We start from the raw sequence: 19,645 nt of genomic DNA on the forward strand, positions 1-19,645 counted from the left end.
CGGCAGCATCTCCGATCGGACCGCAAACGGCCCCGTACCCGGTGCAGGCCGCGTTCCGGCTGACCGGCTCCAACGCTGCAAACAGCCGTCACTGCAGCTGCGAAAACAGTGCATCGCCCGCCGCGGCGTCCTGATCCAGCTGAGTCGCCTGGTCATCCTAAGCAGCACGGCAATGCCGCGTATCCCCGCGCCGCCTGCCGCTCCGCTGCGGCAGGGCACCCGGCGGTTCCGTGGCTGGCCGCCATGACGCCGGGCCTCTGACCATATTGGCCGCCAGTTTAACTAACTTCAACGCAAGTAGTCAGCCGCCCCTTAACCCAATGTTTACAGCCCTTTCCGGGCAATTGCGGCCAAAATCGGGCAGTTCTGCCGCAATTGCCCGGAAAGCGCCGCGAACGTTCCGCAATTGGCTTTCAGCGTGGAGGCAAACCCGCGCCTTCCGGCCGGACCCCCCGCTGCCACGAGGAACTGACGCTGTGCCGCACGACACTTATTCCGCCGATCCGGCGCCGGTCTGCGAACTGCCCTGCGGCTTCAAGCTGCTGCAGGGCCAGTACCAGATCGAGCGGCCGCTGATCAGCGGCGGCTTCGGTATCACCTATCTGGCCCGCGACAGCCTGGAGCGGCGCGTTGTCATCAAGGAATGCTTCCCGGCAGGCCTCTGCCGCCGCGATGGCACCGACGTGGAACCCAGCGCCCCCGAACATTCGAAATCCTGCCGCAATGTGCTGCGCGCCTTCCTGCGCGAGGCGCATCTGCTGGCCCGCGCCCGCCACCCCGCCATCGTCGGGGTGCACCAGGTGTTCAAGGAAAACCAGACCGCCTACATCGCGATGGAATTCATCGACGGGCTGGACCTGCTCACCGTGCGCGAGGAGCAGCCGGAAAGGCTGACCGGGCCGGTGCTGCGCCGGATCCTCAATCAATCGCTGGAAGCGCTGGCATGCCTGCATCGGCTGGGCGTCCTGCACCGGGACATCTCGCCGGACAACATCCTGCTGGACAAGGACGGCACGGTGACGCTGATCGATTTCGGTGCCGCCTGCGGCAGCACACCCGATGACAGCACCGCACTGCCGATGCTGCTGGCGGTCAAGGACGGCTATTCCGCCCATGAACTCTACAGCCCCGATCTGCCCCAGCGCCCGGCCTGCGATCTCTATGCGCTTGGGGCCACGCTGTATTACCTGATCACCGGCGCTCCGCCTGTTTCCAGCCAGAAGCGGCTGGCAGCGCTGCTGGCCGGCGAACCGGACCCGTGCCGCCCGCTGCTGGGCGGGCCGTGGGCCGCGGACCCGGCGCTGCTGGCGACCGTGGATATGGCAATGTCGGTGCTTCCAGCGGAGCGGTTCCAGAGCGCAAGCGGCTGGGCTGCTGCCCTGGCAGAAGAGGACTCGCCGCAGGACGCCGCAAATACGCAAACCGGTCCGGCCCCCGCAACGCACTCAGCACCCGCCGATGACTCCGGCAGGCTGGTTGCGGTTATTGCCGAACTGGTCGCCAAGACCAATAGCAGCCTCATACCGGGCCTGCCCCTTTCCGCCCGCCAGACGCAGACCCCGCCTGCCAGCCCCCCGGCCGCCCCCCGCCGCCCGCTGGTCAACATCTTCGGCGAGCCGGTCACTGATCTGGAGGCCTGGCTGGAGGAAGAGGACGCAATCGCCTGGCGCAAGAAAATCGCTCCCTCCGCGCAGCAGCCGACGGCCGCAGCCGCAGCGCCGCTGGCGAATCCGTCAGACCCCGCTCTGGGTCTGCGCCGGGACAAGCCGACATTCACCGGCCGCTTGCGCAAGATCTTCGGGCGTCACGGCAACAGCCCGCAAACGGTTAAGAACTGAAGGGAATGGGTATGAAGTTCATCAAGGATATCATCGGTGAAAAGCGGGAACGGGTCCGCCTGGACGGCTCAGCCGCGGCAACCGCGCAACCGGTGCAGCCGCCCGCGGAGGATACCGGCAGCCGCGCGCCCCTCAGCCTCGGCAATGGCTTCCGGCTGGACCCGGCGGACCCAGATCCGGCCCCAGCCTCTCCAGACAGCGCCGCAACCCTGCCGGAGGATTTCAGCGGCACGCTGGCAGAGCCCGGCGCAGCCTTGAGTGAAGACCCGGAGGAGGACTTCGGCGGTCTGGACGGCGACGCGCCGGACGAGGACGCCATCGCCGCCTTCTTCGCCCGCGAGCAGACTCAGGCTGCGGAGCCCTCAGCGCAGGAGCAGCCGGATACTGCCGCCTTCTTTGACACCCCGGACTATGACACCGCAGAGGCGGATCCTGCGGAAGAGCCGGAAGAGGATTTCTTTGCCCGGCAGGAAGAAGAAGCGGAGGAAGATACAGCGGATCCCTTCGGCGCGGATCCGGATTTCAGCAGCCTGGAGCAGCCGGAGTCGGCAGCGGACACCGCCAAGCCCTATCGGGTCTTCACGCGCAACAACGCTGCCGGGCGGGAGCTGGACGCCAAAGCGGACCGCGGCGAAACCGCCGCAGCCGCCGCCCTTGCACCGGAACAGCAGCCGGACGTGCAACCGGTCCCGGAACCGCAGCCGGAACCGGAGCTTACCCGCACGCCGGATACCCTGCAGGCCAGCGCTCCCCAGCCGGAATCCCTTGCCCGCCAGGCTGCCCCCGCCGCCGCGCCAATTGACGTGCCCGCGCCGTCAATGGGACGCGGCGCCAGCCGCGCGGGCCGGGTCAAGACCCGCCTCCTGGGCTTCAGCCCGGCCCAGGCGGCAGGCAGAGACCCCTTCGCCCGCAGCTCGGAGGCCACGGCGCCCGGCTACACCCAGTTCCCCGTCGGCTGGCTCGCTATCGTGCAGGGCCCGGGCCGCGGCGCCGCCTTCACCCTGTTCAGCGGCGTCACCGTTATTGGCCGCGGCGAGGACCAGACCGTGCGGTTGGACTTCGGCGACAACAGTATCTCCCGAGACAACCACGCCGCCATCGCCTATGACCCGGAGCAGAAAGCCTTCTTCATCGGCCACGGCGGCAAGGCCAACCTGGTGCGCCGCAACGGCCGCCCGGTGCTCAGCACCGAGGAGCTGTCGGGGGGCGACGTAATCCGGATTGGCGAAACCACCCTGCGCTTCGTGCCGCTGTGCGGCGCGGACTTCGGCTGGGACCAGCCGCAACAGAGCGATGCCGCAGATGCTGCGCTCCGCTGAGGTCGAATATGACGCCGCGACGGCCATCAGCCAAGGCCGCCGCGAGCGTCAGGAGGACGCGGTTGCCGCCGATTTCCCGGCCGGCACCAGCACCGGCTTTGCGGTGCTGGCCGACGGCATGGGCGGCCACGCGGCCGGCGACATCGCCAGCCGGATAGTGGTGACCGAGGTGTTCAGCGAACTGAAGCTGCAGGCCGGGGACCCTGCGGCGCTGGAGCAGGCCATCGGCGCGGTGCTGCAGCAGGCCGCCAGCGGCGCCGATGCCTGCCTCGGCGAATATGCCAGCCACCAGCCCCAAGCCCGCGGCATGGGCGCCACCCTGCTGGCGCCGGTGCTGTTCCGCGACCGGCTCTACTGGATCTCGGCCGGCGACTCGCCGCTTTACCTGTTCCGCGATGGCCGCCTGATCCGGCTCAACGCCGATCACTCGATGGCGGCGGAATTCGACGGCTTGGTGGCGCAGGGCCGCATGGATCCGGCAGAGGCCGCCAGCCACCCGGACCGCCACTGCGTCACCTCGGTGCTGACCGGCGCCGGCATCCCCCGCATCGACTGCCGCAGTGCTCCGGTCCGCCTGCAGGCGGGCGATATCGTGCTGGCCGCCAGCGACGGCCTGCAATTCCTGCCGGAAGCTGAAATCGCTGCCGTTCTGGCCGCCGAATGCCGCAGCCCCAGCGCCCGTATCGGCGCGGTGCTGATGCAGCGGCTGGAGGAACTGAACGCGCCGGAGCAGGACAACGCCGCGCTTTGCGTCATCAAGCCGTTCGACCCGCATGCCGCGGACTTGGCCCCGGTACAGCCCTCGCCGCCGCAGCAGCAGCCCGCGGCGCCCCGCCCCCGCGCCGGCCGCCGCGTAATCACCCTGCTGGCTTCCGCGACGTGGTCCGCCGCGCCTGCCGCCAGCCGCAACAAGACGGATGCACCGGTGTGAGCCTGCCCCAGAGAGACATAACCCCGCTTGCCGGCCAGCTGGAGCACACCCTCAGCTCCGGGCTGCTGCCATCGGAAGTCACCGGCTGGGGCAATCAGCTGCTGCAACGCCTGCGCCAGCCGGTGCAGGTGGCCGTCACCGGCGCCCCGGGCACCGGAAAATCGGCGCTGATCGACATGCTGCTGGGCCGGGTGGTGACAGGCAAGAACGCCGCCGGCCTGCTGACCGGGATCTGCCACGGGCCGGAGGAACGGGTGGAATTCGAAACCGCCTCGGGCGAGCGGCTGCAGCAGGCAGGCTGCCTGGCAAACGCTGCCGTGCCGCCGGGCACGGTGCGGGTGCGCCAGTATCTGCCCGATCCGCGGCTGCACTCCCACAGCTATACCGAAATCCCGCTGGCCGGACCGCCGGACCGCCAGCAGGACACCCTGCGGCAAGCCTCTGCCGAGGCGGACATCATCCTGTGGTGCAGCGAAACCTTCTCCCGGGCCGAGCAGGATCTGTGGTCAACCGTGCCCGACAGCACCAAGGACCACAGCTTCCTGGTCCTCACCATGGCCGACCGCCAGATCATGCGCGGCACCCTCCCCGGCCTGATCGAGGCGCTGGAGCCGGTGGCGGCAGAGGAATTCCTCGGCGTCTACCCGGTGGCCGCAATTCAGGGGCTGACGGCGCAGACGGCGGCCACCCCGGCAGAGGGCCTCTGGCGCTCCAGCGGCGGCAAGCAGCTCGCGGACGATGTGAAACGCCAGATCGACCTCGGCCGCGCTTCGGATGCGGATCAGGCTGAACTTTTGATCCGCCAGTTCGGTGGCACCCTCCCGGCAGACACGCCGCCGCCCCAGCCCCAGGCCGCTGAGGCCCCGCAAGCTCCTGCCGCCAGCCTGGCCGCCGCGCTGGATCAGCTGCAAAGCGGCGCCGAGGACATGCTGGCCCAGGCCGAAACCGCCGACGGCCCCCAGGCCGGTCCCGTCCTGGCCCAATGCATGGATCTGATCCGCGGCCTGTCTGCCTCGCTGGAGGCCCTGCCCGGCAGCGCCGCGGTGACGGCTGCCCGCGAGGCCGCCCAGGACGGCGAGGAGCTTCTGATGCTCTGCCAGCTGGAACAGGATGAGGACGCGGCGATCGACGCGGTGACGCTGCTTTTCCAATTGAAGAAGGAGCTTGCCGAAGACTCCCCCGGATAAGGCCCACGCCAGCATCCCCCCAGAAAACACGCCAATGCAGGAACAGCAGATTCAACCATGAACATGGAAGCCCAGATCGAGAGTGCAACCGATATCCGCGCCTCCGCGCGGCCGACCAACCTGAACGCCGGGCTGGAGCCGCTGGCGGCCTTTGCCCGCAAGGCGCAGCGGCTGGACACCGCGCTTGCCGCCCTCGCCGATGTGTCGGGCGAGCGCGTCCGGCGCAGCCTGGCCCGGCTGCAGGCGGAGCTCGGCACCTTTGAGCCCAGCGTCACCCTGCTGGGGCAGGTGAAGTCCGGCAAGACCTCGCTGGTCAACGCGATGGCGGGCTGGGCCGACCTGCTGCCGTCCGACGTGAACCCCTGGACCTCGGTGGTCACCTCGCTGCACCTGGAGCCGGGCGAGACCCGCACCGAGAACAAGGCCTGCTTCCAGTTCATGACCGAGGAGGAATGGGACCGGCTGCTGACCAAGGGCGGCCGCATCGGCGAGATGGCGGGCCGCGCGGGCGCCGGCAGCGAGCTGCAAAAGATCCGCGCCCAGATCGAGGAAATGCGCGCGCGTTCCCGCCAGCGGCTGGGCCGCAAGTTCGAGCTGCTGATGGGGCAGAAGCACGAATACGGCTATTTCGACAAGAACCTGATCGAGCGTTACATCTGCCTCGGCGACGACTTCGGCGGCGAGGAGCCGGGCGCGGTGGACGAACAGGGCCGCTTTGCCGATATCACCCGCGCCGCCGACCTCTACCTCAATTGCCAGACGGTGCCCCACCGCCTGTGCCTGCGCGACACCCCGGGCGTCAACGACACCTTCATGATGCGCGAGCAGATCACCATCCAGGCGATCCGCGACAGCCGCATCTGCGTGGTGGTGCTGTCGGCGGGCCAGGCGCTGACCTCGGTCGACATGGGGCTGATCCGGATGATCTCCAACCTCAAATCGCGCGAGGTGGTGATCTTCGTCAACCGCATCGACGAGCTGGCCGACCCTGCAAACCAGGTTGCCGAGATCGAGGCCAGCATCCGCCAGACCCTTCAGGATCACCACGGGCCCCAGGACGCCGCTATCCTGTTCGGCAGCGCCTATTGGGCCAACAATGTGCTGACCGGCGGGCTGGAGGACATGGACAAGGCTAGCTCCGCCGCGCTGCTGAACTGGGCCGAGGCCTCGGTCAACGCCACCCACGCCAATGCATCGGCTCAGAACATGGCCTGGGAGCTGTCAGGCCTGCCCGCCCTGAACCGGGCGGTGTCGGAACGCATCGCTGCCGACCTCGGCACGCCTCTGCTGGCCCGTATCGCCGCCTCGGCCACCACCGCGGCCACCGGGCAGGAGGCCGCCAATACCATTCAGGTGCAGGGAGAGGGCGGCGGCGCCCACGCCAATATCCACGACACCCGCACCGCCTTTGAAACCCTTTGCGAAACCCACCTGGAGGCACTGGAGGCCGAGATCGCCGAGGTCCTCGGCGCCTTCCGCGAGCGCGCCGACCGGGCCCATGCCACCTTCGCCGACCGCGCCACCCACGCGCTGATCGACCATCTGGAAAAATGGGGCGAGGACTGCCATTGGGAGTATAACCCCGCCGGGCTGCGGATGCTGCTGCGCTCCGCCTACTCGGTGATGGCCAGCCGCCTGCAAGCCGCGGCGCAGGCCCGCTACGAGGCCGCCGTGCAGGACGTGGCCGAGCTGCTCTTTGACGGCTTCGGCCCCGCCGTCGAGGGCATCCAGCTGGCCGTTCCCGAGGTCCCGCCGCCCGGCTCTCCCGTTGCCCTGGCCCAGTCCATCGCGCTCGATTTCAACGACAGCTGGTGGGCCGTCTGGTGGCGCCGGACGCGGGGCTACAAGGCCTTTGCCAACCGCTTCCGCAGCCTGATCCAGGCCGAAACCGAAGATTTCATGACCCAGCTGAAGACCGTGCAGACGGCGGAGGCCAGCGCCGCCATTCTTGCCCGGCTGCGGGCCTTCCTGGACGAACAGCGCGACATCCTGCTGGAAATCACCGATTGCCGCCGCGGCGGCGGAGACATGCAGGCGCTGTTCGATGGCGATGAGGCCCGCCACCGCCAGTCCCAGACCGCCACTGCCTTGGAAACCCTCAGGAGCTTCACCGCATGAACCAGCAAACCGCCATTACCGCCCCCCTCGTCCCGGACGCGGCCTGCGGGCGCAAGCCGCGCCTGGCGCTGATGGGTGAATTCAGCGCCGGCAAAAGCACCCTCACCAACCTGCTGGCCGGCCGCGCCCCGCTGCCCACCCGCGTCACCGCCACCCGGCTGCCGCCGGTCTGGCTCTCGCACGGGCCGGAGGGCGCCCGCCTCATTGGCACCGACGGCAGCGAAACCCCGGTGCCGCTCGAGGACATTGCCGACGCGCCGCTGGAGTCCACCGCGCTGATCCGCCTGACCCTGCCCGCCGAGGCGCTGGAGCTCTGCGACCTGATCGACATGCCGGGCATCTCCGACCCCAACATGCCCGCCAGCGTCTGGCAGAACCTGCTGCCCGAGGTCGACAGCGTGATCTGGTGCACCCATGCCACCCAGGCCTGGCGCCAGTCCGAGGCCGCGGTGTGGGAACAGATCTCCGCCCGCCTCAACGGCCCCAGCACCCTTCTGATCACCCACTTCGACAAGCTCCGCAATCCCCGCGACCAGGATCGCGTGCTGCACCGCGTGCAAAAGGAAACCGGCGATGCCTTCAACGCCATCTTCCCGCTGTCGCTCAGCCAGGCACTGACCGCGGGCGAGGATATGGAGGCCTGGAAGACCAGCGGCGCCGACCGCTTTGTCGAATACCTGGTGGATCAGCTGCTGAACTGGGCAGAGCCCGGCCGCCGGCCAACCCAGACTGGCTCACAGGCTGCCCCGAAAGCCGCTCCGCAGGCTGGCGACGGACCGCGCGCCGATGTGCTGGACTTCGGCAGCAAGCGCGAGGCCGCCGCTCCGCCGCAGCCGCAGGAAGCTCCCGCCTGCGCCGATCCCGCCAGCCGGGTGATGCCGCGGCGCGTCGCGCCCCCGGCCAAGCGCAGCCAGCGCCCTGCCCGCGCCCGCCCCGAAACCCAGCCCGCCGGAGACTGACGCCGCCATGCCGCCCGCAGCCGCACCCCATTGCGCAAGCCTTGAAGGAGATCCCCGGTGACGCTTGCCCGCCAGCTCGACACCCTGCGCCGGCACGAGGACGGCTGCCGCCTGGCGGCCTTCGGCGATCTTGGCGCCAGCATCGTCCTGCGCAGCAGCAGCGCCGCCAGCCACCCGCAGGAATACCTCGACGCGCTCTGCCAGCAGGCCCGCCGCGGTTTCCTGCTGCTCGACGCCGCTGCCCAGGCCGGGCCGGAGGCGGCAGCACCGCCCGCCGATGACATTCTGATGCTGGCACCGGGCGAAGCCCGCCTCAGCATCCGCGCGGCTGACGGTTCCGGCGACGCGCTGCTCTGCGTCTGCAGCGACGCGGAAACCGCCGCCCGCCTTGCCGCCCCGGCCCGGGCGCTGCTGGCCAGCCTGGACGGGGGCGCAGGATGACCAGTACCGCCCGTCAGCTCCCCTCGGCACAGCCCGGCCCAGATGCGCTGCTGCAGGCACTGCGGCGCTTGGCAGAGCCGGTTCAGGCCCTGCCGGCCCGCACGCAGCACGCCGCCACGGGCGGGCAGCCGCTGATTGACGCCCTGCTCCGCGAAATCAGCGAAACCGTCTTGCCACGCGAAATCACCCTCTCCATCGGTCAGACCCCCGCCGCCGTTCTCACCGCCGCCCACCGCAGGCTCGCAGGCCTCACCCTGGGCGGCACGGCGGAGGCGGGCGCCGCACCGGAGGATCCCGCCGCCGCCGCCGAGCTCTTTGCCGCGCGGCTGCGCAGGCTGGAGGTCGAGGCAGCAGGTGCCGGCTTCTCCTTGGGCCGCCGCCCCTGCAAGGCACCAGAGGGCGCAGGCAGCTGCACCCCGGAAATGCTGCAGGAAGCGCTCGCCGCCCCCGCCCGCAGCCCGCTCAGCAGTTTCCGCGCCGCCGCCGCAGATCAGGCCCTAGCGTGGATCCACTGCGGCCCCGGCCGGCAGACGCCGGTCACCGGCGGCCCCGCACCCCTGCTCGATCAGCTGCAGGCGGTCCGCAGCACCTTTACTGCCAGTGCCACCCGCCCGGGCTCAGCCAAGATCCCCGCCCGCAAGCCGGACTGCCTGCTGCTGCCGGTCTCGTCTGAGATCCGCATCCTGGTGGCCTCCCATGAGGACGAACTGCTGTTTCTGGCCTTGCCGCCCAAAGCCGTCCCGGGGCTGATTGAGACTTGGAACAGCCTCTTCTCCTGAACCGTCCCTGCCCGCCGCTGCCACGGGTGCACCTTCCACCATCAATGTGATAATTACCGCTCCCTAACGCGGCTCCGATCGCAGATGACAGTGGCGCCATAGGCGGAATGCGGGCTATCGTAAGAGGTCGACGCCTGCTGCTGCACGTCATGTTCCAGACGGCGCTCACCCGGTGCCAGCATCAGGATGCCTTCGCCCTCGCAGCAACCGTCTTCTACTGGTTATGAATCATCGGGGAATTTGTGGCTGCTTCCCTCGGAGCGGAAAGAGGGCTCACACTTCTGGCTTTCGAAGCTGAAGGAAGGAAGCAGCCATGAGACACTATGTCGGACTGGACCTGTCGATGGACAGAACGCAGGTTTGTATCGTCGATGAAAACGGTGGGAAAGTGGCCTCGATGCTGGTCGAGAGCGCGCATGACCAGATCGCATGTGCGTTGGATCGAGTCGGCGACATTGAGCGGGCGGTGATCGAATCCGGCCGCATGTCGCCGGCAATCTGCCACGGCTTGCGAGCTCTCGGCGTTCCCGTCGTTTGCATCGACGCCCGGCAGGCGCATCAGAGCCTAAAGGCATTAAAGGCGAACAAGACTGACCCGCATGACGCAGCCGGGCTGGCGCAACTTGCCAGGACAGGCTTCTACAAGGAAGTGCATGTCAAATCTGCGGCCGCCCATGGCGTGCGCAGCGTCATCGCGACGCGCAGCCATCTCGTCGAAGCCCGGGTGCGGCTCGACAACATGATCCGAGGTATATGTGCAACTTTCGGGTTCAAACCCGGCCCCGGTCAGGGCAAGTCGTTCATCGACCGGGTGATGACAGCTGCAGATGTACCGGGCCTTGGCCAGAGCATCAAAGCGCTGGTCGCCGCCAGAACCGGATTGGTGGAACAGATCAAGCAGCTGGATCGTGTCTTGCGTGAGTTCGCTCACCAATCGTCGGCCTGCAGGCAGCTCATGAGCATCCCCGGCGTCGGCGTTCAAACTTCCGCCGCTTTCGCCGCAGCCATCGATCAAGCTGACCGCTTCCGGCAATCCCGCACCGCAGGCGCCTACTTCGGATTGGTCCCCAGGCGTCACCAATCCGGTGAAATCGACTGGACAGGACGCATCACCAAACAGGGCGACAGCATGGTCCGCAAGCTGCTCTACGAAGCGGCCAACTCGATCCTGACGCGCAGTCGTGGCAGCTTCGCCCTCAAGACCTGGGCCCAGAAGATCGCGAAACGCCGAGGTCTGAGAAAGGCGCGCGTGGCGCTTACCAGGCGGCTGGCCGTTATCATGCACGCGATGCTGCGTGACGGCACTTTGTTCGAAGCGTGAGGTGAGATAGAAATCATTTGCCAGCGGTGAAGCCGGAAAGCTGATCCGAGAGCGGTGTCCCGAGAGGGAACGCAGGGACGAACGATCTGCGAAGGTTACCGGATGGGCCCAGGAGCCCGCTTCGAGTCAATGCAACGTTCGGCCTTGTGAAATCCGATACAGCACGATCGCCTCACAGCAATCAGTGCGGACAGATCCTTGAAACCCTCAGGGGAAACACCGCCGAGCTCCGCAAATTACAGTTCCTGACCCTAACTTAAGGGTGCCCTCACACTCAATCAGTCAGAGATGATACTTCCACCGTCACCTTTGGCGGGTAGTCGGCATCCGCAAGCAGTTTTTTGCCGCCATTCGCCAGATAACATTCCGGGATGAAAACAGTCTTTTCGTTAAAGGCGGTGTTTTTCTTCAGCGGCGCGGTAAAGCTCGCCCCTTTGCACGAGATCCGTACAGACAGCGAACCGGCGGCCTGGCTATGGCCTTCTCCTGGATTCAACTCCACATAGGGTCCGCCGCTAAGCGAGGAGAGGCATTCCGAACGGGTTGACAGCTGACCAGACTGGAACAGGCCGTCACCCGTGACAAGATAGCGCGCCTGTTCCTGGCTACCATCATCAGCAGGTAAGGACGGCAAAGCAGGCGCCGGTACTGCCTCCACAGGAGTTACAGGTGTCCCGTCCGCCGCGAACACGCCGAATCCCGGCACCTCCGCTGCAATCGCGGCCTGAACCTGCTCTGCCGTAACCGGTTGCAGATCCTGACCCATGGCTTGAGCAACCTGCCTGAAAACCTGCCGCGGCGCGGGGCCGGAATACGCAGCGTCCCGAACCGCCTGCACCTGCTGTACCCGCCCTTCGTTGCTGGTGAAGGTGCCGTCTTCTTCGCCATATGACGGGGCAGGCAACAGCACATCCGCCAAGCCCGCCGTGGTGTTCATATACGGCCCATGCAAAACCAGGCAGCCGACGCGCCGCCCGCCCCTGTCCCCCGGTCCGCCGTTCGGCCAGTTGCGGGCCGGATCTGCGCCCAAGACATACAGCAGCTCCGGCGCCTCATCCGCTGGTGCCGCAGTGCCACTGCCCATCCGCCAGCCCGGCAAAACACCCGGCAGGCAGCCCAAATCCCACAGGCCCAGCTGATTGGGCCGGTCGAAAAGGAATTGCAGTTGCACTGCCTTGCCTTGAGCCGAGTAATGAGCAACCGCATGGGCAATCCACTTGAGGGTTTCAGCGGCTGCGGCGGTGCGCAGGAATTCACACCCAACCAGCAAGGCAATACGCTCCGCATCCGCCAGAACCGGTTTCGCGGCGTCTGCAAACCCGGCCATGGCGCGGCCCTCCATCTCCTGTCCGCCTGCCGTCAGCAGCGCCAGAAGATGCGCCTCCCGGCCCGGCAGCAGGCGCAGCTGCGCGGCCGCTATTCCGTCCAGGCCGCAAGGTCTGGAAGATGCCACCAGCAGCCGCCTGCCGGCGTCCGCCATCGCGGCGCGGATCAGATAGCCGGTCACAGGATTTTCATCGGTCACATTCGACCCCAACACGAAAATGCAGTCCGCTTTCAGAAGGCTCTCCAACGGCCTGCGGGCCGCAAGCCCCCCCGCGGTCTGCGCCAGAGCTGCAATTGCCCCTTCAGCCTGCAAACCGCTGAACCGGCTGCTGGAGCGAATATCCTTGGAGCTGAAGACCTGCCGCACCAGCCGCTGAAACATGAACGCGGTCTCATTGGTCTGCCGCGGAGAAATCTGACCCTGGATGCGGCCGCCCTGCTCCCGGACTTCGCGGGCCTTTGCGGCGATGAAGCCGATTGCCTCCGCCCAGCTGGCCGGCGCCAGGCTGCCGTTCTTCCTGATCATCGGCTCGCAGATGCGGGTACCGCCGCCGATGGAGTCAAAACCGAACCGGCCCTTGGCACACAGCAGTTCGCCATTGATCCCGGTATCAAAGCGGCTTTTCACCCGCTTGAATTCACCGTCGCGCGTCTCCACCGTCATGCTGCAGCCGGTGCCGCACATGCCGCAGATTGTTTCGGTCCGCTGCATGTCCCAGGGGCGCGCCTTGTAGCGGTAAGGGATGCTCATCAGCGCGCCCACCGGGCAGACCTCGATACAGTTGCCGCAATGACTGCAGTCCTTCAAGCTGTTGCCGGTGCCGGTGATTTCCGAATCCAGCCCGCGCTCGGCGGTGCCCAAAGCCACGTCGCCGACAATTTCCTCGCACATACGCACGCAGCGCTGGCACTGGATGCAGCGGTTGGCGTTGAAGACGATCACCTGGTTGAGCTCGATGTCCCGCTCGCGGAACACCCGTTTCGGATCGCGCAGGCGCGAGCTGCCGCGGCCGTATTCGAACACCGTATCCTGCAATTCGCATTCGCCGCCCTTGTCGCAGACCGGGCAGTCCAACGGGTGATTTGCGAGCAGGATCTCCAGCATGTCCCCGCGAGTCTCCACAACCCGGTCCGAGTGGCTGTGAACCACCATGCCTTCAGCCACGGCGGTGGCGCAGGAGGGCTCCAGCTTGCCGCGGCCTTCAATCTCGACCAAGCACATCCGGCAGGAGGCGGAGATCGACAGGCGTTCCTGATAGCAGAAGGTGGGTATTTCGATCTCCACTGAGCGGGCGGCTTGCAGGATGGTGGTGCCGGGCTCGACCTGCATTTCCCGCCCGTCCAGTGTGAAGCTCACCATAGCCGCATCTCCTGAACCGGCTGCACCTGCGCCGGGATCAGCGCCTCGAACTCATGCCGGAAATGCTTGAGCGCCGCTCCCAAGGACCAGGCAGCACCATCGCCAAGCGCGCAAAAGGATTTGCCAAAAATGCTGCCGCAAAGCATTTCAAGCTGCTCCACATCGCCGGGCGAGCCCTCGCCGGCCTCAATCCGGCGCAGTATCTTGGCGGCCCAAGTCAACCCTTCACGGCAGGGGGTGCATTTTCCGCAGCTTTCATGGCTGAAAAACTCTGTAATGCGCCTCGCCACCCGCGGGATTGACGCACTCTCGTCCAAGCCGATCACCCCGGCAGACCCCAGCATACTGCCTGCCTCCGCCAAGGAGCTGAAGTCCATCTTCACATCGAAACCGCTCTCCGGGAACATTGGCGCCGACACGCCGCCCGGGATCGCTGCCTTGAAGCGGCCGTTGAGCGCGCCGCCGCCAAAGACCTCCAGCATCTCGCCCAGAGGCAACCCCATCGGCGCTTCATAAACGCCGGGTTTTTTCACATGGCCGCTGAAGCAGAACAACTTCGGCCCCGGCCCGTCCTTAGGCCCCATCGAGGTGAACCACTCCACCCCGCGGCGGAACAGATGCGGCAGGCAGGCCAGCGTTTCCACGTTGTTGACCACCGTGGGGCATTCGTAAAGGCCCGCTACCGCCGGGAACGGCGGTTTCAGCTTAGGTTGGCCGCGCTTGCCTTCGATCGATTCCAGGAGCGCGGTTTCCTCGCCGCAGATATAGGCGCCAGCCCCCTTGTGAATGTGAATGTCCAGGTCAAAGCCGCTGCCAAGGATATCGTTACCGAGATAGCCCTTGGCATAGGCTTCGGCGATGGCCTGTTCGCACCGCTGCACCGACAGCCCGTACTCGCCGCGGATGTACAGATACGCCACATTGCTACTGATCGCATAGGCGGCAATGATCATGCCTTCGATCAGCTGATGCGGATCGCGCTCCATCAGGATGCGGTCCTTGAAGGTGCCTGGCTCGCCCTCATCCGCGTTGCAGCACAGATAGTGCGTCTTGCCGCTGTCATTGGGGACAAAGCTCCACTTCAGGCCGGTGGGGAAACCGGCCCCGCCCCGCCCCCGCAGGGTTGAGGTCTTCACAGTTTCAATCACCTGATCCGGCGCGTAGCCGCGCAGCACGATCCTTAAGCCCTCATAGCCGCCGGAGCGCTCATAGACTGAGATGTCAGGCGCATCGGGGTTCCCGATGTTCTTGAGAAGCACCAGGTCGCTCATGCCGCGCCCTCCTTTGCCTCACGCGTGAGGGCTTTCAGGAGCGCATCAAGCTTCTCTGCGGTGACGTCTTCATGATACTCATCATTGACCATCAGGACCGGCGCCTTGTCGCAGGCGCCCAGGCATTCCACACCGCTGAGCGTGATCAGCCCGTCCGCCGTGGTTTCACCGCCTTTCACCGACAGCTGCTCTTGCAGGCTGTCCAGTATCTCCTCTGCCCCGCGCAGCATGCAGGACACGTTTGTGCAAAGGCGCAGATGGTAGCGCCCTGTCTTCACCCGGTCGAACAATGTGTAGAAGCTCGCCACCTCGAACACCCAGATTTCCGGAACATCCAGCAGCTCCGCAATGGCCTGATAGGTTGTGCCATCGACGCTGCCGAATTTCTGCTGGGCCAGTTCAAGCGCAGGCATGATTGCACTGCGGTTTGCGGGGTAGCGCGCCGCAGCTTCCTGCACCTGGGCAGCCAGCGCGGTTTTGATCCCGGCAACGGTGCGGTCATCGCTCATTTGTCAACCTCCCCCATCACCGGATCCAGGCTGCCAAGCATGGCAATCACATCGGCCAGGTATTTCATGTTGGTGGTGCGTTCGGTAAGCGCCTGAAGGTTGACGAAGGAAGGCGAGCGCACCTTCAGCCGGAAGGGTTTCTCGCTGCCGTCGGAGATCAGGTAATATCCCAGTTCGCCCTTCGGCGCCTCGATAGCGGTGTAGACCTCGCCCTTCGGGACCTTGAAGCCATAGGCCGCCAGTTCGAAGTGATGGATATGGGCTTCCATCGAATGGGCCAGCAGATCCTTGTCCACCGGGAAGGCAATCTTTGGATCATCCACAAGAAAATCGCCGTCGGGCATCTGCTCAACGCATTGCCGGATCATCCGCAGGCTTTCGCGCATCTCGTCCAGGCGGCATTTCCAGCGGTCATAGCAATCGCCGTCCTTGCGGGTGATCACGTTGAAATCCAGTTGGTCGTAGATTTCATAAGGCTCATCGCGGCGCAGATCCCAATCCACGCCGGAGGCACGCAGGTTGGGCCCGGTCAGGCCAAGCGCAATGGCATCCTCGGCGGCGATATTGCCAATGTTCTCCACCCGGGCGAGGAAAATCCGGTTGTTTTTCAGCAGGGTTTCGTAATCCGATATCCGGTCGGCGAAGATGTCGCAGAATTCCAGGATCCGTTCCTCGCAGCCCTCGGGCAAATCCTCGCGCACGCCGCCGACGCGGACAAAGGATGTGTGCATCCGCACCCCGCTGATCATCTCCATCAGGTCCAGCACCATTTCCCGGTCCCGCATGGTGTAAAGCAGCGAGGTCATCGCGCCGACATCCATCGGCAGCGCGCCGGTTATCAGCAGATGCCCGGAAAGGCGCGCAAGTTCCGCCATGATCACCCGGATGTACTGCGCTCTCAGCGGCGCCTCGATCCCCAAGAGCGTCTCGACAGCCAGCGCATAGCCGAGGTTGTTCGACGGCGGGCAGAGGTAGTCCAGCCGGTCGGTCAGCGGGAATATCTGGGTGTAGGTGAAGCTTTCGAACAGCTTTTCCGTGCCCCGGTGCAACAGGCCGATATGCGGCTCGATCCGCTCAACGATCTCACCATCCATCTGCAGCAGCAGGCGCAATACGCCGTGGGTGCTGGGGTGCTGCGGGCCGAGGTTCATCAGAACCTCGCGGGCAAAGCCGCTGCCGGTCTTTGTTTCCTGGAGGGTGGTGACTTCGGTCATGCGCCGCCCCCGTCATCGCGTCGCGTTGCCCCCAGGGGATTGTAGTTATCCTTATACCCGCGCAGCGGATAATCCCGCCGCATCGGGAAACCGTCGAATTCCTCCCACATGTAGAGCCGCCGCAGGTCGGGGTGCCCGTCAAAGGTGATGCCGTACATGTCGTAGGCTTCCCGCTCATGCCAGTTCGCGGTGGTCCAGACGGGAGTGATAGTCGGAGCCGCCGGAGGATCGGACAGACGGCATTTCAGCCGCAAGCGCCAATGATTGGGAATGGAGACCAGATGATAGACCAGCATGAAGCGCGGGCTGTCAGGGAAGAAGTCGACCCCGCAGATATCGGACAGGAAATCGAACCGCAGCGCCCCATCATCGCACAGGAACCGGCACAGCTCCACTAGGTCCTCCGGCGCCACGGAAAGGCAGGGCATGTCGGTTACCGTTTCATCGGGTTCCACTCTGCCGCTGAACCGCTCCAGCACCATTGCCAGGGGAAACTCTGCCGCCATGATCACGACCCTTCCGGAGAAGGCAACGTTTCAGGCTTTTCCGCGCGCAGCACCCGCGTTCCGGTGATCTTTTCCTGCAACTGCAGGAAGCCGTGAAGCAGGGCTTCAGGCCGCGGCGGGCAGCCGGCCACATGGATATCCACCGGGATGATACAATCGACCCCCTGCACCACCGCATAGGTGTTGTAGACCCCTCCCGAGATGGCGCAGGTCCCCATGGCAATGACATAACGCGGCTCGGCCATCTGGTCGTAAAGCCGTCGCACGATCGGCGCCATTTTCCGGGTCACCGTGCCGGCCACGATCATCACGTCGGACTGCCGCGGCGAGGGCCGGAACACCACCCCGAACCGGTCCAGATCGTAACGGGAACAGCCGGCCGAGATCATCTCGATCGCGCAGCAGGCAATGCCGAAGGTCTGCGGCCACAGCGATGATTTCCGGCTCCAGTTGATGATGTTGTCCGAAGTGGTGAAGAACACGCTGTCTTGGAAGCGGTTGGTCAGGACACCCATTCCAGAGCTCCTTTTATCCAGGCATAGGCAAAACCGACCAGCAGCAGCATGATGAACACGAACATCTCGATATAGCCGAACAGCCCGAGGTCGGTGAGCACCACCGCCCAGGGGAACAGGAACATGGTCTCGACGTCGAACACGACAAAGAGAATGGCGATCACGAAGTACTGAACTTTGAACAGCCCGCCCGACGCCTCGCCGACATGATCCACACCGCATTCGTAGGGGCGGTTCTTTTCCGGATAGGGGTTGTCTGGCCGGATCAGCCGCGACAGGGTCAGGATAAAGACCGACAGCACGACGATCACCGCCACCATCAGAAACACTGGCAGAAAGTCGATAGGCATTGCTGTTTCCCCTTCTTACTTGCTTGCCCCGGTTTCGCCCTGGTAACTGAAACGGTGAAATGTTGGCACTGGGGGCAGCGCCAAGCACGGGCCAAGCGGAAAGCGCCCGCCTGTTTTTCTAGAGGCAACCCTTCGGTTTGACGGGGCGGGCCGGGCGCGGCCCGGCGTTGCCGCCGGGCGGTTCGGCGTTTCCGGAAAACGCTCTCTGTTAGCGGCACAATCATACACCAAAGCGTCGATTCAACCAAATCCCGCCGCTGCCGCCGCCTGCGCCAGCCCCAGGAACCAGGCAGGCAGAATACCCGTGGCCAGAGTACCGCCCAGAGCTACCGCCAGAACCAGCCGCATTGGCGCCGAAACCGCAATCCGCGCGGGTGTGGCAGGCGGCTGGGTGTACATCAGCATGATAATCCGCAGATAGAACCAGGCCGCCACCGCGCTCAGCAGAACTGCAATCACTGCCAGCGCCGCATGGCCTGCCTCGATCAGCGCCATCAGCACATAAAACTTGGCAAAAAAGCCGCCTGTCGGCGGGATGCCTGCCAGCGAGAACAGGAACACCAGCGCCAGTGCCGCCAGCAGGGCATGGGTCCGGGCCAGGCCTGCAAAGGCCGTAATCGGCTCCCCCCGCGCGGCCCCTTCGTTCAGCAAAACTACAACGGCAAACAGCCCCAGCGTCATGAAGGTGAAAATCAGCAGGTAGAGCATCACGCTGGCCAGTCCGCCGGGGCCGCCCGCAATCAAGCCCAGCAGCAGGAAGCCGGCATGGGCAACTGAGGAATAGGCCAGCATCCGCTTGATATTCTCCTGCACCAGCGCCGCCAGACTGCCCAGTGCCAGGGTCAGCACCGCCACCGCCACCACGCTGGCGCGCCAGACCGCCTCCAACGCCACCAGATCCAGCATCAGGATACGCAGCACCACTGCAAAGGCCGCCGCTTTGCCGACCGCCGCCATGAAACCGGTGATGGGCGAGGGCGCGCCTTCGTAGATATCGGGCAGCCACATATGGAACGGCACCGCGCCGACCTTGAACAAAAGGCCCGCCACCAAGAACAGCGCTGCCAGCATCAGCAGGGGGCTGGAGATATCCTGCTCCACAAGTGCGGCTTGCAGGTCCTGCAGTTGGGTGGTGCCCGCAAGGCCATAAAACAGCGACAGGCCAAAAAGCAGCAGGCCTGAGGAAAAGGCTCCCAGGATCACATATTTCAGCGCGGCCTCGTTGGAGCGGCCGTTGGTTTTCAGGAACCCCACCAGCACGTAGACCGAAAGCGCCTGCAGCTCCAGACCGACATAGATGATCACAAGATCGGTGCCCGACACCATGATCATTGCCCCCGCCAGCGCACAAAGCAGCAAGGCGTAGTATTCGCCTTTGACCGATTTCTCCGTGGCCAGGTAGCCGCCGGACATCAGAACGGTCAGCGCGGTGCCAAGATACAGCACCATCTTGAAGAAGGTGGAAAAGGCGTCGACGGCAAACATGCCGGAATAGACCGTTTGCGGGTTGCCTGCGAGGCCCCAGCTCATGCCCGCGGCCAAGACGATCATCAGAACGCTCAGCCCCGCCAGCCATCTGACATGGCTCGGGCCGGGCAGCAGCGACAGCATCAGCACCGCGCAGGCGCCCAGGATAATAATGATCTCGGGGCCGGAAGCCAGCACCGAGACGGTGACCGACGTCATCTCCATGCCACCCTC

At 65.6% G+C, this 19,645-nt stretch carries 18 protein-coding genes; 9 read left to right on the forward strand and 9 right to left on the reverse strand.

All coding sequences use genetic code 11. The features are described 5' to 3' along the window. Nucleotides 1–476 precede the first annotated feature (476 nt). The 8 genes from ACFMBG_RS22050 to ACFMBG_RS22085 are packed head-to-tail and all read left to right on the forward strand — an operon-like array spanning nt 477 to nt 9,572. The gene (locus tag ACFMBG_RS22050; protein ID WP_421056822.1) at nt 477–1,838 is read left to right on the forward strand and encodes a serine/threonine protein kinase; all 1,362 of its coding nucleotides are present in this window, start codon (nt 477–479) and stop codon (nt 1,836–1,838) included. Nucleotides 1,839–1,849: 11 nt separating this feature from the next. After that, nucleotides 1,850–3,157, forward strand: a complete 1,308-nt coding sequence (locus tag ACFMBG_RS22055; RefSeq protein ID WP_421056823.1) for an FHA domain-containing protein — start codon at nt 1,850–1,852, stop codon at nt 3,155–3,157. Next, nucleotides 3,141–4,088 (forward strand): PP2C family protein-serine/threonine phosphatase, encoded by a 948-nt coding sequence (locus ACFMBG_RS22060; RefSeq protein WP_421056824.1) that lies wholly within the window; start codon nt 3,141–3,143, stop codon nt 4,086–4,088. The genes ACFMBG_RS22055 and ACFMBG_RS22060 overlap by 17 nt, the downstream gene beginning before the upstream one ends. Continuing rightward, nucleotides 4,085–5,275, forward strand: a complete 1,191-nt coding sequence (locus ACFMBG_RS22065; protein WP_421056825.1) for a hypothetical protein — start codon at nt 4,085–4,087, stop codon at nt 5,273–5,275. Before ACFMBG_RS22060 ends, ACFMBG_RS22065 begins: the two co-directional genes overlap by 4 nt. Before the next feature lie 57 nt (nt 5,276–5,332). Then, on the forward strand, nt 5,333–7,393 hold the full coding sequence (locus ACFMBG_RS22070; RefSeq protein WP_421056826.1) for a dynamin family protein: 2,061 nt from the start codon (nt 5,333–5,335) through the stop codon (nt 7,391–7,393). Continuing rightward, nucleotides 7,390–8,352, forward strand: coding sequence for a dynamin family protein (locus ACFMBG_RS22075; protein WP_421056827.1), 963 nt, complete (start codon nt 7,390–7,392; stop codon nt 8,350–8,352). The genes ACFMBG_RS22070 and ACFMBG_RS22075 overlap by 4 nt, the downstream gene beginning before the upstream one ends. 57 nt (nt 8,353–8,409) lie before the next feature. Continuing rightward, nucleotides 8,410–8,793, forward strand: a complete 384-nt coding sequence (locus ACFMBG_RS22080; RefSeq protein WP_421056828.1) for a hypothetical protein — start codon at nt 8,410–8,412, stop codon at nt 8,791–8,793. Further along, nucleotides 8,790–9,572, forward strand: coding sequence for a hypothetical protein (locus tag ACFMBG_RS22085; protein WP_421056829.1), 783 nt, complete (start codon nt 8,790–8,792; stop codon nt 9,570–9,572). Before ACFMBG_RS22080 ends, ACFMBG_RS22085 begins: the two co-directional genes overlap by 4 nt. A gap of 53 nt (nt 9,573–9,625) precedes the next feature. Here ACFMBG_RS22085 and ACFMBG_RS22090 read toward each other — a convergent pair whose 3' ends face one another. Then, a complete protein-coding gene (locus ACFMBG_RS22090) occupies nt 9,626–9,754 on the reverse strand; it encodes a hypothetical protein (protein ID WP_421056830.1) in 129 nt (42 codons plus the stop codon). A 131-nt stretch (nt 9,755–9,885) separates the two neighbouring features. Between ACFMBG_RS22090 and ACFMBG_RS22095 the strand changes: the two genes are divergently transcribed. Then, entirely contained in the window at nt 9,886–10,893 is a 1,008-nt protein-coding gene (locus ACFMBG_RS22095; RefSeq protein ID WP_421056831.1) for an IS110 family RNA-guided transposase, read from the forward strand. Nucleotides 10,894–11,167: 274 nt separating this feature from the next. Here ACFMBG_RS22095 and ACFMBG_RS22100 read toward each other — a convergent pair whose 3' ends face one another. The 8 genes from ACFMBG_RS22100 to ACFMBG_RS22135 form a co-directional block, all read right to left on the reverse strand. Further along, nucleotides 11,168–13,579 (reverse strand): molybdopterin-dependent oxidoreductase, encoded by a 2,412-nt coding sequence (locus ACFMBG_RS22100; RefSeq protein WP_421056832.1) that lies wholly within the window; start codon nt 13,577–13,579, stop codon nt 11,168–11,170. Then, entirely contained in the window at nt 13,573–14,850 is a 1,278-nt protein-coding gene (gene nuoF, locus ACFMBG_RS22105) for an NADH-quinone oxidoreductase subunit NuoF (protein ID WP_421056833.1), read from the reverse strand. The genes ACFMBG_RS22100 and nuoF overlap by 7 nt, the downstream gene beginning before the upstream one ends. Next, a complete protein-coding gene (locus tag ACFMBG_RS22110; protein WP_421056834.1) occupies nt 14,847–15,359 on the reverse strand; it encodes an NADH-quinone oxidoreductase subunit NuoE family protein in 513 nt (170 codons plus the stop codon). The genes nuoF and ACFMBG_RS22110 overlap by 4 nt, the downstream gene beginning before the upstream one ends. Further along, nucleotides 15,356–16,573, reverse strand: coding sequence for an NADH dehydrogenase (quinone) subunit D (gene nuoD, locus ACFMBG_RS22115; RefSeq protein WP_421056835.1), 1,218 nt, complete (start codon nt 16,571–16,573; stop codon nt 15,356–15,358). The genes ACFMBG_RS22110 and nuoD overlap by 4 nt, the downstream gene beginning before the upstream one ends. Then, the gene (locus ACFMBG_RS22120; RefSeq protein ID WP_421056836.1) at nt 16,570–17,079 is read right to left on the reverse strand and encodes an NADH-quinone oxidoreductase subunit C; all 510 of its coding nucleotides are present in this window, start codon (nt 17,077–17,079) and stop codon (nt 16,570–16,572) included. Before ACFMBG_RS22120 ends, nuoD begins: the two co-directional genes overlap by 4 nt. Before the next feature lie 2 nt (nt 17,080–17,081). Continuing rightward, nucleotides 17,082–17,594 (reverse strand): NADH-quinone oxidoreductase subunit B, encoded by a 513-nt coding sequence (locus ACFMBG_RS22125; RefSeq protein WP_421056837.1) that lies wholly within the window; start codon nt 17,592–17,594, stop codon nt 17,082–17,084. Continuing rightward, the gene (locus ACFMBG_RS22130) at nt 17,582–17,944 is read right to left on the reverse strand and encodes an NADH-quinone oxidoreductase subunit A (RefSeq protein WP_421056838.1); all 363 of its coding nucleotides are present in this window, start codon (nt 17,942–17,944) and stop codon (nt 17,582–17,584) included. Before ACFMBG_RS22130 ends, ACFMBG_RS22125 begins: the two co-directional genes overlap by 13 nt. Nucleotides 17,945–18,184: 240 nt before the next feature. Next, complete coding sequence (locus tag ACFMBG_RS22135) at nt 18,185–19,636, reverse strand: NADH-quinone oxidoreductase subunit N (protein WP_421056839.1); 1,452 nt, start codon at nt 19,634–19,636, stop codon at nt 18,185–18,187. Nucleotides 19,637–19,645 lie beyond the last annotated feature (9 nt).

It is taken from the genome of Leisingera coralii (assembly GCF_049056525.1).
Taxonomy (GTDB): Bacteria; Pseudomonadota; Alphaproteobacteria; order Rhodobacterales; family Rhodobacteraceae; genus Leisingera; species Leisingera coralii.